12 protein-coding genes are annotated in these 13,995 nt (G+C 60.8%); 7 read left to right on the top strand and 5 right to left on the bottom strand.

Translation table 11 applies throughout. The features are described 5' to 3' along the window. Positions 1-253: 253 nt before the first annotated feature. A complete protein-coding gene (locus MF6394_RS10405) occupies positions 254-1,174 on the bottom strand; it encodes a LysR family transcriptional regulator (RefSeq protein WP_078466635.1) in 921 nt (306 codons plus the stop codon). Positions 1,175-1,349: 175 nt separating this feature from the next. On the opposite strand from MF6394_RS10405, the gene MF6394_RS10400 reads away from it, so the two are divergent. From MF6394_RS10400 to MF6394_RS10390, 3 genes are read left to right on the top strand one after another with little or no spacing between them, the layout of a single operon-like run. Next, positions 1,350-2,090, top strand: a complete 741-nt coding sequence (locus MF6394_RS10400) for a 5-oxoprolinase subunit PxpA (protein WP_044272890.1) — start codon at positions 1,350-1,352, stop codon at positions 2,088-2,090. Further along, on the top strand, positions 2,087-2,791 hold the full coding sequence (gene pxpB, locus MF6394_RS10395) for a 5-oxoprolinase subunit PxpB (RefSeq protein ID WP_078466634.1): 705 nt from the start codon (positions 2,087-2,089) through the stop codon (positions 2,789-2,791). Before MF6394_RS10400 ends, pxpB begins: the two co-directional genes overlap by 4 nt. Then, positions 2,788-3,696: a biotin-dependent carboxyltransferase family protein gene (locus tag MF6394_RS10390; protein ID WP_044272892.1), complete on the top strand. Its 909-nt coding sequence runs from the start codon at positions 2,788-2,790 to the stop codon at positions 3,694-3,696. The genes pxpB and MF6394_RS10390 overlap by 4 nt, the downstream gene beginning before the upstream one ends. Before the next feature lie 117 nt (positions 3,697-3,813). Here MF6394_RS10390 and MF6394_RS10385 read toward each other — a convergent pair whose 3' ends face one another. From MF6394_RS10385 to MF6394_RS10375, 3 genes are all read right to left on the bottom strand, one after another. Next, a complete protein-coding gene (locus tag MF6394_RS10385; protein ID WP_003189625.1) occupies positions 3,814-4,992 on the bottom strand; it encodes a vWA domain-containing protein in 1,179 nt (392 codons plus the stop codon). Beyond that, positions 4,992-5,837, bottom strand: a complete 846-nt coding sequence (locus MF6394_RS10380) for an AAA family ATPase (protein WP_003210690.1) — start codon at positions 5,835-5,837, stop codon at positions 4,992-4,994. The genes MF6394_RS10385 and MF6394_RS10380 overlap by 1 nt, the downstream gene beginning before the upstream one ends. Positions 5,838-6,050: 213 nt before the next feature. Continuing rightward, positions 6,051-7,127 (bottom strand): DUF748 domain-containing protein, encoded by a 1,077-nt coding sequence (locus MF6394_RS10375; RefSeq protein ID WP_003189629.1) that lies wholly within the window; start codon positions 7,125-7,127, stop codon positions 6,051-6,053. A gap of 127 nt (positions 7,128-7,254) precedes the next feature. Between MF6394_RS10375 and cysK the strand changes: the two genes are divergently transcribed. Beyond that, on the top strand, positions 7,255-8,229 hold the full coding sequence (gene cysK / locus MF6394_RS10370; protein WP_032892862.1) for a cysteine synthase A: 975 nt from the start codon (positions 7,255-7,257) through the stop codon (positions 8,227-8,229). Positions 8,230-8,492: 263 nt separating this feature from the next. Then, a complete protein-coding gene (locus MF6394_RS10365) occupies positions 8,493-9,431 on the top strand; it encodes an aspartyl/asparaginyl beta-hydroxylase domain-containing protein (RefSeq protein WP_005786126.1) in 939 nt (312 codons plus the stop codon). Positions 9,432-9,557: 126 nt separating this feature from the next. On the opposite strand, the gene acnA is transcribed toward MF6394_RS10365, so the two are convergent. Beyond that, entirely contained in the window at positions 9,558-12,299 is a 2,742-nt protein-coding gene (gene acnA / locus MF6394_RS10360) for an aconitate hydratase AcnA (RefSeq protein ID WP_078466633.1), read from the bottom strand. Between the two features lie 196 nt (positions 12,300-12,495). Between acnA and rlmM the strand changes: the two genes are divergently transcribed. After that, the gene (gene rlmM / locus MF6394_RS10355; protein ID WP_069558100.1) at positions 12,496-13,572 is read left to right on the top strand and encodes a 23S rRNA (cytidine(2498)-2'-O)-methyltransferase RlmM; all 1,077 of its coding nucleotides are present in this window, start codon (positions 12,496-12,498) and stop codon (positions 13,570-13,572) included. A gap of 128 nt (positions 13,573-13,700) precedes the next feature. After that, positions 13,701-13,946 (top strand): sulfurtransferase TusA, encoded by a 246-nt coding sequence (gene tusA, locus MF6394_RS10350; protein WP_078466632.1) that lies wholly within the window; start codon positions 13,701-13,703, stop codon positions 13,944-13,946. The last annotated feature ends 49 nt before the right edge of the window (positions 13,947-13,995 follow it).

Raw genomic sequence — 13,995 nt, 5'->3', positions numbered from 1 at the left:
TAAATAACGGATATGTACCCTGTCCAACTGTGTTGACTGTTAGGCCGTCTTCGCAGGCAAGCCAGCTCCCACATTTGGATCGCGGTGCCTCAGGGAGATAGGCGCCAGCTGTCCGGTCGTCACGGGAGCAAGCTCCCTCGCCACAGGTCCAGCGTCGCACCAAAGTTGTGTAGATACCTATGCTGCGATAGCGGTGGTCCAGTCACAGATGTTCAGGATGACCCAGCGCTATCGCAAGCCAGCTCCCACAGTGTTAATCGGTTTTATTCAGTTGCATGCGTTCTGCACCGACTTCCTCGGCATAGCGCGCCACCACCTTCTGGCACAACCCCACAATCTCCTCCACCAATTCCACCCCCACGCGCCACGACACTACCACCTGCAAGTTCGGCAGGCGCTGGGCCATGGGCAGCATCACCAATTCCCCTCGCTCCAGCTCTTCGCTGACCAGCACCGGTGGCAGCGCGCCAATGCCGAAGCCATCGCGCAGCAACCGGGTGATCGCCGACACCGAGTTCACACAGTTCATGCGCGGTGCGGCCACGCCATTGGCCTGCATCAAACTCAACACGTCCTGATGCGGGTGTGAATTTTTCGAGTAGGTGATGATGCGTTCCTGGGCCAGTTCGGCGAGGGACGCGTAGTCGCGGTTGTAGATCGACTGGCTGGCCACGATCCAGGCCATGGGGTGGCTGGCCAGCTCCAGGCTGCGCACGGTTTCCAGGCGCAGCAGGTCGGTTTGCAGGATCAGGTCGAGGAAACCTTTTTGCAGCTGATCGCTGAGGTTCAGCGCGGTATCGGCGATCAACTCGATCTCTACCAGCGGGTACAGCTTCATCAGCTCAGCAACCAGCGGGCTCAGCCAGGTGTGGATCACCGTGTCCATCGCGCCGATCCGAATGCGCCCGACCTTGCTGCTGGTGGTCTCCAGGGACTGTTTCAGGCCCTGCATGGTCACCATCATCTGCTCGGCATAGTCGAGCACTTTCAAGCCTTCCGGGGTCAGGCTCACGCCACGCGAGTCACGCAGGAACAGCTTCACCCCCAACTCGCTTTCCAGCACGGCGATGCGGCTGGAGATCGAGGCTTGAGTGGTGAACAGCTTCTCGGCCGTGAGCCGGAAGCTCTTGAGCTTGGCCACCCAGACGAAGGTTTCGAGGAACTTCAAATTCATGGGATCAACTTTTTCTTATGCATGGATCGGTTTTTATTAGTTGGACGTCGCACCGGGCAAACGCCAAAAATCGAGCTATTCCACGATAAGCGTCGTCGGGGTGTCAGGACAAGTTGCGAGTTCTGCGTAAAAAATCCCACACTACAAGAAAACAAAGCCTACAGGAGCGACCCCCGTGAGCCGCCTGCTACTGAACTGCGACATCGGCGAAAGCTTTGGCAACTGGACCATGGGTCTGGACGCCGAGGTCATGCCGTTCATTGATTGCGCCAACGTGGCGTGCGGTTTCCATGCCGGCGACCCGAGCATCATGCGCAAGACCGTCAGCCTGGCGTTCAAGCATGGCGTGCAAGTGGGCGCCCACCCGGCCTACCAAGACCTGCAAGGCTTCGGCCGGCGCTCCATGAACTACACGCCGCAGGAAATCCAGGACCTGTTGCACTACCAGATCGGCGCGCTGGACGGCATCTGCCGGGCCCAGGGCGGGCGCGTCAGCTATGTGAAACCCCATGGTGCGATGTACAACGACATGATGGCCAACCCCGCGCAGTTGCGTGCGGTGATCCAGGCCGTGGCGGCCTACGGCGACCTGCCGCTGATGCTGCTGGCCACCCGTGACAACCGCGCAGCCCAAGCCTTGGGCGACGAATACGGCGTGACCCTGTGGTTCGAAGCCTTTGCCGACCGTGCCTATGACAGTAACGGCCACTTGGTGTCCCGGCAGTTGCCGGGCGCGGTGCATCACGATGCCGACACCATCGTGCAGCAGGCGCTGACCTTTTCCCGTGGCGAAGCGCTGATTGCCAGCGACGGCAGCCCATTGGTACTCCAGGCCAATACCCTGTGCGTGCATGGCGACAATGCCAGTTCGGTCGCCGCCGTGCAGCGTATCCGCGAAGCGTTGAAAACAGCATGAACCCACGCATTGAAGTGGTGGCGATCGACTGCCTGATGGTGCGCCTGTTTGACGTGATCGCCGAAGCCAACATGCCGTGGATGCTCGCGGCTACCGAGCGCCTGCGCAACGGTTTTGGCCCGGCCTTGGTGGACCTGGTGCCGTCCTACACCACCTTGATGGTGCATTACGATCTCACGGCGCTCACCCCGGTCCAGGCCCGGGCGCTGATCGACCAGGCCCTCACCGATCTGCAACCCCAGGCCCAGGGCAGTGGCCAGTGCCATGTGCTGCCGGTGTGGTACGACCTGAGTGTCGGCCCGGAACTGACTTTGCTGTCCCAGCGTAGCGGGCTGACTGTCGAGGAGGTGATCCGCCGCCACAGCGCCCATGAGTACCAGGTGTTCGCCCTCGGCTTTGCCCCTGGGTTTGCCTTTATGGGGCTGGTGGATGAAATACTTGCCACACCGCGCCTCAACACGCCGCGCAAACGCGTGGCCGCCGGCAGTGTCGGTATCGCTGAACGACAAACTGCCGCGTACCCGGTGGTGTCCCCAGGCGGCTGGAACCTGATCGGCCGCACCCCGGCCAAACTGTTCGACCGTGAGCGCGACGGCTACAGCCTGATGCAGCCCGGTGACACGGTGCGCTTCGCCCCGGTCAGCCACGCCGAATTCGTCAATCTGGGTGGCGATGACACGCCGCTGGAGGCGCAGGCATGAGCCGCTTGATCATCGAGGCCAGTACCCCGCTGTGCCTGTTGCAGGACGCCGGGCGGTTTGGCGTGCGTCATCTGGGCGTGACCCAGGGCGGCGCGCTGGATTGGGTGTCGATGTCCTGGGCCAACTGGCTGCTGGACAATGCCCTGGATGCGCCCGTGGTGGAAATCACCCTGGGCGGCTTTACCCTGCAGGCCGAGGACTATTGCCTGCTGGCCTTGGCCGGTGCGGATCTGGGCGCCTATGTCGATGAGCGTGCGATAAGCCCCGGTCGCAGTTTTATCCTGCAAAAGGGCCAACGCCTGCGTTTCACCCAGCCGTTCAACGGGGCACGCGCTTATCTGGCCGCGCCCGGTGGCTTTGATGCGCAGGTTGTACTGGGCAGTTGTGCCACGGTCGTGCGCGAAGCGTTGGGCGGGGTGGACGGTTTTGGCAAGGCGTTGGCCGAAGGTGGGCGGTTGGCTTATTCCGGTACGGGCGGCGCAATGAAGGTGCTGGCTAACCCGGATGTGCAATCCGCTGCATCACTGGACGTGATCATCGGCGCGCAGATAGGCCAGTTCAGCGGGCAGAGCCTGTTCGATGCCTTCAACAGCGAATGGGCCCTGGACAGCCGCGCCGACCGCATGGGCATGCGTTTGCTGGGCACGCCGTTGCAGTACCAGGGGCCGTCGTTGATTTCCGAAGGGATTCCATTGGGCGCAATCCAAGTGCCACCGGATGGGCAGCCGATTGTGTTGCTCAATGACCGGCAGACCATCGGTGGTTATCCGCGGTTGGGCGCGTTGACGCCTTTATCCTTGGCGCGGCTGGCGCAGTGCCTGCCGGGGCAGAAGGTGCGGCTGGCACCGGTGGTGCAGGAGGCGGCGCATCGGCAGCACATCAAGTTTTTGCAGCGTTTCAAATAACACCACAAACCAAATGTGGGAGCGGGATTGCTCGCGAATGCGGTGTATCAGTCAGCAACTTCGGCGACTGGCTCACCGCATTCGCGAGCAAGCCCGCTCCCACATTTGGATCTGCGTTTATTTTGAGAGAAAGCGCATACCCTCTTCCAACCCACGCAGCGTCAGCGGATACATCTGATCCTCCACCAACTCCCGCACAATCCCCGTCGATGCCGTATAGCCCCAGGTATCTTTCGGGTAGGGGTTAATCCAGATCAGCTTCTTGTACTTGGCCATGAAGCGCTGCATCCACACATACCCCGGCTCCTCGTTCCAATGCTCGACACTGCCGCCGGCCTGGGTGATTTCATAAGGTGCCATGGCCGCATCACCGATAAAGATCACTTTGTAATCGGCGCCGTATTTGTGCAGCAGGTCCTGGGTGGAGGTGCGTTCGGAAGTGCGGCGCTGGTTGTTCTTCCACACCGACTCGTACACGAAGTTATGGAAGTAGAAGTACTCCAGATGCTTGAACTCGGTCTTGCACGCGGAGAACAGCTCTTCGCAGATCTTCACGTGGGCATCCATCGAGCCGCCGATGTCGAACAGCAGCAACAGCTTGATGGTGTTACGCCGCTCGGGGCGCATCTGGATGTTCAGCAAGCCGGCATCGCGGGCGGTGTGGTCGATGGTGCCATCGATGTCCAGCTCTTCGGCTGCGCCCTGGCGGGCAAATTTGCGCAGGCGGCGCAGGGCGATCTTGATGTTACGCGTGCCCAGTTCCACTTGGTCGTCGAGGTTCTTGTACTCGCGCTGGTCCCAGACTTTCACCGCCTTGCCCTGGCGCTTGCCGGCGTCACCCACGCGAATGCCTTCGGGGTTGTAGCCGCCGGAACCAAACGGGCTGGTGCCGCCGGTGCCGATCCACTTGTTGCCACCGGCATGGCGTTCTTTCTGTTCTTCCAGGCGTTTCTTGAATTCTTCGATGAGCTTGTCGAGGCCACCGAGGGACTGGATCTGCGCACGTTCCTCATCGCTCAACGAGCGTTCGAACTCCTTGCGCAGCCACTCCTCGGGGATCAGCGCCTGCAGGTGGTCGTCGAGCTTTTCCAGGCCGTTGAAATAGGCGCCGAAGGCCCGGTCGAACTTGTCGAAATGCCGCTCATCCTTGACCAGGATCGCCCGGGCCAAGTAGTAGAACTCGTCCATGTCGGCGAAGGTCACGCGCTGTTTGAGCGCGTTGATCAAGTCGAGCAGCTCGCGCACCGACACCGGTACCTTGGCGGCACGCATTTCGTTGAACAGGTTGAGCAGCATCAGCGATTACCGCGACGGCTCATGAACGCCAGACGCTCCAGCAACTGCACGTCTTGCTCGTTCTTAACCAAAGCGCCTGCCAGGGGCGGGATGGCCTTGGTCGGGTCGCGCTCGCGCAGCACCGCTTCGCCAATATTGTCGGCCATCAGCAGCTTGAGCCAGTCGACCAGCTCGGAGGTGGAAGGTTTTTTCTTCAGGCCCGGCACCTTGCGCACATCGAAGAACACGTCCAGCGCTTCGCTGACCAAGTCTTTCTTGATGTCCGGGTAGTGCACATCCACGATCTTTTGCAAGGTGGTGCGGTCGGGGAAGGCGATGTAGTGGAAGAAGCAGCGGCGCAGGAACGCGTCCGGCAGCTCTTTTTCGTTGTTGGAGGTAATGATGATGATCGGGCGCTTCTTGGCCTTGATGGTCTCGTCGATTTCGTAGACGTAGAACTCCATCTTGTCGAGCTCTTGCAGCAGGTCATTGGGGAACTCGATGTCGGCCTTGTCGATTTCATCGATCAGCAGGATCACCCGCTCTTCGGACTCGAAGGCTTCCCACAGCTTGCCCTTCTTCAGGTAATTGCGCACGTCGTGCACCTTGTCCACGCCCAGTTGCGAGTCACGCAGGCGGCTGACCGCGTCGTACTCGTACAGGCCTTGATGGGCCTTGGTGGTGGACTTGATGTGCCAGGTGATCAACTTGGCACCGAAGGATTCGGCCAGTTGCTCGGCGAGCATGGTCTTGCCGGTGCCCGGTTCGCCCTTGACCAGCAGCGGCCGCTCCAGGGTGATGGCGGCGTTGACGGCCAGTTTCAGGTCATCGGTAGCCACATAGGCCTGGGTGCCTTCGAACTTCATCGGTCATTCCTCGAATTCATCAATGGCCTGACTATACCGCGCAGCCCCGGCGACTGTGAACGCAGACGGGGCATTCAGTCTCTGAATGGCGGGTCACATCAGCCTAGGCCCATACAGGACGTGTGGGAGCTGCCTTGCCTGCGATAGCGGTGTATCAGCGACAGATTAGTTAACTGACCCACCGCCATCGCAGGCAAGCCAGTTCCCACAGGGTTAATCAGCGCTGGGCTTGGGCTGTTCGTAACGAGCATTGAACGCCTGGATAAACCCATTGCGCAGAATCGCGATCACCGCCGAAAACGCACTGACATTTTGCTGATGCACGCTACCGCTCAGCTCTACACGGGTGGCGAACTGGTTTTTACGCTGGTTTTTCAGCACGGTTTCGCTGGCGCCCACCACGGCTTCCCAGATCGAGCGGAAGATATTCTTGTCCTGGTTTTCAACGTCTTGTTGCCAGTCAAACACCTCTACATCCCGCAATAGCGGCTTGATGTAGCCGGTGAGCCGGCCATTTTCAGCCTGGGCTTCGATCACCACGTCACCCGTGCCGGCCTTGAAGTCAAACTTGCCATAGGCCGATGCGAAGTCATTCATGCGCTTGAGTTGCAGGTCGCGGGCGCGGAAGCGGAACTCGAACTCTTCGAAATCGCTCAGCGGATCAAAGGTGGCGTTGGCCTCCAGAGGCGCCTGGCCTTGCAGCAGTGCCTTGCCTTCGAAGCGGGCGTCGCGCTTGCCTTTGACATCCACCACATTGGTCAGGTTATAGAAGCTGGCGTTGACCCCGGTGGCGTTGATATTCACCTGGGGCTTGGAGCTGAAGTTATGGAAGGCGATCTCACCGTCTTCGATGCGCACTTCGTTGAGGGTGATCGGCAACAGTTTGCGCAGTTGCTCCTGCCAGTCGGTGCCTTTACCGGTCTGTGACGCCTGCTTGTTGGCACCGCCATCGACAAAGTTGATCTGCGGGCGCACAAAATGCCCCTCGGCCACGACGGCATGGTCGTACCACAGCGAATGCCAGCTCACCGCGAACTCGATCAGCGGCGCCTTGACGAACGGCACCGGGACCTTGCCGTCCACCTTGACGATTTGCAGGCCATTGATCCGGTAGGCGCCGCGCCATAGCGCCAGGTCCACATCGGCAATCTCGCCACGGTAATCGCCCATGTTGGCGAGTTTGTCGTTCAGGTAGTTGCGCACCAGGTAGGGCAGCGCAAGGTGGATGGCAATCAACACCAGCACCAGAGCGGCGATGGTCCCTAACGGCCAACTGTAGCGACGTTTCATAGGGCAGTTCTCCTTGCTTGTAGGAGATTGACTGTTCTGATTGGCGCAACGTTCCTCCGTCTGGACGCTTGGGAGCACGAGGCATACCCTTGGGGCCTTTCCCAACGCCTCGATAATAGGAACCGCCATGAGCCGCATCTTTGCAGACAACGCGCACTCCATCGGTAACACGCCCCTGATTCAGATCAACCGCATCGCGCCGCGGGGCGTGACGATCCTGGCCAAGATCGAAGGACGTAACCCGGGCTATTCGGTGAAGTGCCGCATTGGCGCCAGCATGGTCTGGGATGCGGAAAGTAGCGGTAAGCTCAAGCCGGGCATGACCATTGTCGAGCCGACTTCAGGCAACACCGGTATCGGCCTGGCCTTTGTCGCCGCTGCCCGTGGCTACAAACTGCTGCTGACCATGCCGTCGTCCATGAGCCTTGAGCGCCGTAAAGTGCTCAAGGCTCTGGGCGCCGAACTGGTGCTGACCGAGCCGGCCAAGGGCATGAAGGGTGCTATCGACAAGGCCGCCGAGATCGTCGCCAGCGACCCGGCCACCTACTTTATGCCGGCCCAGTTCGACAACCCGGCAAACCCTGCCATTCACGAGAAAACCACCGGCCCGGAAATCTGGAACGACACCGATGGCGCCGTGGATGTGCTGGTGGCAGGCGTGGGGACCGGCGGCACGATCACCGGGGTATCACGCTATATCAAAAACACGGCGGGCAAGCCGATTCTGTCGGTGGCCGTGGAGCCCATGGTTTCCCCGGTGATCACCCAGGCATTGGCGGGTGAAGAGATCAAGCCCAGCCCGCACAAGATCCAGGGCATCGGCGCCGGTTTTGTGCCGAAAAACCTCGACCTGTCGATGGTCGACCGCGTGGAACTGGCGACTGACGAAGAGTCCAAGGCCATGGCCCGGCGCTTGATGCTGGAAGAGGGCATTCTGTGCGGGATCTCGTGTGGTGCCGCCATGGCCGTGGCCGTGCGCCTGGCCGAGAAGCCGGAAATGCAGGGCAAGACGATCGTGGTGATCTTGCCGGACTCCGGTGAGCGCTACCTGTCGAGTATGTTGTTCAGTGATTTGTTTACCGAGCAGGAAAACCAGGCCTGAATACTGTAGGAGCGAGGGGGACGCCTAGTTCTTGCTCGCGAAAAACCTGAGAGCACCACATTGAACCAGTAAGCCCGCATTATCGTTGACGTTCTTCGCGAGCAAGCTCGCTCCTACAAGGGGTGCGGGGGGTTGATACAGGTCAGTCTGTTTTCCTGGGCCTTCTGCATAATGGCTCAAGTGTTTATCATGGCCGGCTGTTACGTCTGGTTTCCCATTGATGGAAATTGGCTGGCCAGGCGCTTATTTCCAGGAGTTGCTGCATGACCTTTTCTTTGGCCGCCAAATTGTCGGTGTTGCTGCTGTTCATCGGCAGCACGCTGTATGTGCACCTGCGTGGCAAGGCCCGTTTGCCGATGTTGCGTCAGTTCGTCAACCATTCGGCGCTGTTCGCCCCGTATAACGCCCTGATGTACCTGTTTTCCGCGGTGCCGTCCAAACCGTACCTGGACCGCAGCAAGTTCCCGGAACTGGATGTGCTCAAGGACAACTGGGAAGTGATCCGCGAAGAGGCCATGCACCTGTTCGACGAGGGCTACATCCGCGCCGCCGAAAAGAACAACGACGCCGGTTTCGGTTCGTTCTTCAAGAAGGGCTGGAAGCGTTTTTACCTCAAGTGGTACGACAAACCGCTGCCATCGGCCGAGGCACTGTGCCCCAAGACCGTGGCGTTGGTGAGCAGCATCCCTAACGTCAAGGGCGCGATGTTCGCGCTGTTGCCGGGCGGCAGCCACCTCAACCCGCACCGCGACCCGTTCGCCGGTTCCCTGCGTTATCACCTGGGGCTGTCCACGCCGAACTCCGACGACTGCCGTATCTTCGTCGACGGCCAGGTCTACGCTTGGCGCGACGGTGAAGACGTGATGTTCGACGAAACCTACGTGCACTGGGTGAAAAACGAAACCGAACAGACCCGTGTGATCCTGTTCTGCGACATTGAGCGCCCCTTGAGCAACCGCGTGATGACCCGCATCAACCGCTGGGTCAGCAAGCAGCTTGGCCGTGCCACGGCGCCGCAGAACCTCGATGACGAGCGCGTGGGCGGCATCAACCAGGCGTACGCCTGGAGCAAGACCTTCAGCGACAAGTTCAGCGGCCAGGTCAAGCAGTGGAAACGCAAGCATCCCAAGGCCTACCGCATTGCGCGGCCGGTGCTGGCGGTAGTGGTGCTGGTGCTGTTGTGGAAGTGGCTGTTCGGCTGATCTGAAATACGGTCAAAACTGTGGGAGCGGGCTTGCTCGCGAATACTGAGTGTCAGTCGATACATTCTTGACTGACTCACCGCCTTCGCGAGCAAGCCCGCTCCCACATTAGTTTTGCGGCGTTGGTCAGGACGCGATCAACTGGCGCAGCACATAGTGCAGAATCCCACCGGCCTTGAAGTACTCCACCTCATTCAAGGTATCAATCCGGCACAGGACCTCAACTTTCTCGCTGCTGCCATCCTCCCGCGTGATCACCAGCGTCAGGTTCATCCGCGGCTCGATCTCGGCATCGGTCAGCCCGAGGATATCGATCTTCTCCTTGCCGGTGAGCTTGAGTGTCTTGCGGTTCTGATCCAGCTTGAACTGCAACGGCAACACGCCCATGCCCACCAAGTTGGAGCGGTGGATACGCTCGAAGCTCTCGGCGATCACCGCCTTGACGCCCAGCAGGTTAGTGCCCTTGGCCGCCCAGTCGCGGCTGGAGCCGGTGCCGTATTCCTGGCCGGCGATCACCACCAGCGGTGTGCCCGAGGCCTGGTACTGCATGGCGGCATCGTAGATCGCCATTTTCTCGCCAGTGGGGATATATAGCGTGTTACCGCCTTCCTCGCCGCCGAGCATTTCATTGCGGATACGGATATTGGCGAAGGTGCCGCGCATCATCACTTCATGGTTGCCCCGGCGTGAGCCGTAGGAGTTGAAGTCACGCGGCTCAACGCCCTGTTCGCGCAGGTAGCGCCCGGCCGGGCTGTCGGCCTTGATATTGCCGGCAGGGGAGATGTGGTCGGTGGTCACCGAATCCCCCAGCAGGGCCAGCACATTGGCGCCCTTGACGTCCTCGATCACCGGCAGCGGGCCAGCAATGTCGTCGAAGAACGGCGGGTGCTGGATGTAGGTGGAATCCGGTTGCCACACGTAGGTGGCTGCCTGCGGCACTTCAATGGCTTGCCACTGCTCGTCGCCGGCAAACACTTCGGCATATTCCTTGTGGAACATGCTGGTGCTGACCTGGGCCACTGCCTCGGCAATTTCCTGGCTGCTGGGCCAGATGTCCTTCAGGTACACCGGGTTGCCCTGCTGGTCATTGCCCAGCGGCTCGCTGCTGATGTCGATGCGCACGGTGCCGGCCAACGCGTAGGCGACGACCAGGGGCGGGGAGGCCAGCCAGTTGGTTTTCACCAGTGGGTGCACGCGGCCTTCGAAGTTACGGTTACCGGACAGCACCGAGGCCACGGTGAGGTCGGCCTTCTGGATAGCTTTTTCGATCGGCTCGGGCAGCGGCCCGGAGTTGCCGATACAGGTGGTGCAGCCGTAGCCCACCAGGTCGAAGCCAAGCTTGTCCAGGTATTGGGTGAGGCCCGCCGCCTTGTAGTAGTCGGTGACCACTTTGGAGCCCGGCGCCAGGGAGCTTTTCACCCAGGGCTTGCGGGCCAGGCCTTTTTCCACGGCTTTCTTTGCCACCAGCCCGGCGGCCATCATCACGCTGGGGTTGGAGGTGTTAGTGCAGGAGGTAATCGCGGCAATCACCACCGCGCCGTTTTTCAGGCGATAGGTGTTGCCTTCGTATTCATAATCCGCCTCGCCGACCAGGTCGGCATTGCCCACGGCAACGCCGCCCCCGCCTTCGCTTTCCAGGCGGCCTTCTTCTTTGCTGGTGGGCTTGAATTGCAGGTCGAGAAAATCGCTGAATGCTTGGCCTACATTCGGCAGGGCAACGCGATCCTGTGGGCGTTTGGGCCCGGCAAGGCTGGCCTCGACAGTGCCCATGTCCAGGGCCAGGGTGTCGGTGAAGATCGGCTCTTGGCCGGCGTTGCGCCACAGGCCCTGGGCCTTGGTATAGGCTTCCACCAGCTTGACCGTCTCAGCCGGGCGGCCGGACAGGCGCAGGTAATCCAGCGTCACCTCATCCACCGGGAAAAAGCCACAGGTCGCGCCATATTCCGGTGCCATGTTGGCGATGGTCGCGCGGTCGGCCAGGGGCAAGTCGGCCAGGCCGTCGCCGTAGAACTCGACGAACTTGCCCACCACGCCTTTCTTGCGCAGCATTTGTGTCACGGTCAGCACCAGGTCGGTGGCGGTGATGCCTTCCTTGAGCTTGCCGGTGAGCTTGAAACCGATCACTTCCGGGATCAGCATCGACACCGGCTGGCCGAGCATGGCCGCTTCGGCTTCGATGCCGCCCACGCCCCAGCCGAGTACGCCGAGGCCGTTGATCATGGTGGTGTGGGAGTCGGTGCCGACCAGGGTGTCGGGGAAGGCGTAGGTGCGGCCGTCTTCCTCTTTGGTCCACACGGTGCGGCCCAGGTATTCGAGGTTGACCTGGTGGCAGATGCCGGTGCCCGGCGGTACCACGCTGAAGTTGTCGAAGGCGCTCTGGCCCCAGCGCAGGAAGGCGTAGCGTTCGCCGTTGCGCTGCATTTCGATATCGACGTTCTGCTCGAAGGCGCTGGTGCTGCCAAACTTGTCGACCATCACCGAGTGGTCAATCACCAGGTCCACCGGGGACAGCGGGTTGATGCGCTGCGGGTCACCACCGGCCTTGGCCACGGCAGCGCGCATGGCGGCCAGGTCGACCACGGCGGGTACGCCGGTAAAGTCCTGCATCAGCACGCGGGCGGGGCGATACTGGATCTCGCGGTCAGACTGGCGCGCCTTGAGCCAGGCGGCGATGGCCTTGAGGTCGGTGCCGGTGACGGTCTTGGCGTCTTCCCAGCGCAGCAGGTTTTCCAGCAGCACCTTGAGGGACATCGGCAGCTTGTCCAGATCACCCAGGCTCTTGGCGGCTTCGGGCAGGCTGAAGTAGTGGTAGGTTTTGCTGTCTATGTGCAGTGTCTTAAGGGTTCTCAGGCTATCAAGGGATGACATTACATGACTCCTTATGGTCCGCACGGCTACGGACCTGACGGGACGAACAGAGCTATCACGTTAGCGCTGTTTTCATTAGCAGGCTAATAACTGGACTCTATCGCTGAGTCCAAGGTTCCGAACTCGGCTATCATGCGCGCGTTTTCATGACAGGTATTGCGATAGCGCAACGCCGGTTGATTCACCAGGAGATTCAATGAACACCCTTTTTATGCACTGCCGCCCGGGTTTTGAAGGCGAAGTCTGTTCCGAGATCGCGGAGCACGCCGCGCGCCTGAACGTTTCCGGCTACGCCAAGGCCAAGACCGGCAGCGCCTGCGCCGAATTTGTCTGCACCGAAGAAGACGGCGCCCAGCGCCTGATGCACGGCCAGCGCTTTGCCGAGCTGATCTTCCCGAGGCAGTGGGCGCGCGGGGTGTTTATCGACCTGCCGGAAACCGACCGCATCAGCGTGATCCTCGCCCACCTGCGCGAATTCCCTGTGTGCGGCAGCCTGTGGCTGGAGATGGTCGACACCAACGACGGCAAGGAACTGTCCAACTTCTGCAAGAAATTCGAAGTGCACCTGCGCAAAGCCCTGCTTAACGCCGGCAAGCTGGTGGACGACCCGAGCAAGCCGCGCCTGCTGCTGACCTTCAAGAGCGGTCGCGAAGTGTTCATGGGCCTGGCCGAGTCGAACAACTCGGCGATGTGGCCCATGGGCATTCCGCGCCTCAAGTTCCCGCGTGACGCGCCTAGCCGCTCGACCCTCAAGCTGGAGGAGGCCTGGCACCACTTTATCCCCCGTGACCAGTGGGACGAACGCCTGCACGGCGACATGACCGGCGTCGACCTTGGCGCAGCGCCAGGCGGCTGGACCTGGCAATTGGTCAACCGTGGCATGCTGGTGACCGCCATCGACAACGGCCCCATGGCCGAAAGCCTGATGGACACTGGCCTGGTGCAGCACCTGATGGCCGACGGCTTCACCTTCGTGCCCAAGCAGCCGGTAGACTGGATGGTCTGCGACATCGTCGAGAAACCTGCGCGCAACGCGGCACTGTTGGAAACCTGGATTGGCGAAGGGCATTGCCGCGAGGCGGTGGTGAACCTGAAGTTACCGATGAAACAGCGTTACGCCGAAGTGAAGCGTTTGCTGGAACGCATCGAAGAGGGCTTCAAGGCGCGTGGAATCCGTGTGGAGATCGGCTGCAAGCAGCTCTACCACGACCGCGAAGAAGTGACATGTCACCTGCGCCGCCTGGTAGACGTAAAGAAAACCAAAAGCCGCTGAGATCCAAAATGTGGGAGCGGGCTTGCTCGCGAAAGCGGTATAACAGTCAAAATTTATGTTGAATGTGCCCGCGTCTTCGCGAGCAAGCCCGCTCCCACAGGAGTCCGGGTTAGTTTTAGGAGTGAAGTATGAGTCTTGAACTGCCGGTTGACGGCACCCTCGACGCCACCGGCCTCAATTGCCCAGAGCCGGTGATGATGTTGCACCAGCACATCCGCGACCTGCCGGCGGGCGGCCTGCTCAAGGTGATCGCCACCGACCCGTCGACCCGTCGCGATATCCCCAAGTTCTGCGTGTTTCTCGACCACGAACTGGTGGGTCAGCAGGAAGATGCTGGTACCTACCTGTACTGGATCCGCAAGAAAGCCGAGTGACCCCGAACCCTCTGTAGGAGCGAGCTTGCTCGCGAAAAACCAGAGAGCG

The organism is Pseudomonas sp. MF6394, assembly GCF_002018845.1.
Classification (GTDB): domain Bacteria; phylum Pseudomonadota; class Gammaproteobacteria; order Pseudomonadales; family Pseudomonadaceae; genus Aquipseudomonas; species Aquipseudomonas lactis.
This window is presented reverse-complemented; position numbering and strand designations above follow the sequence as displayed.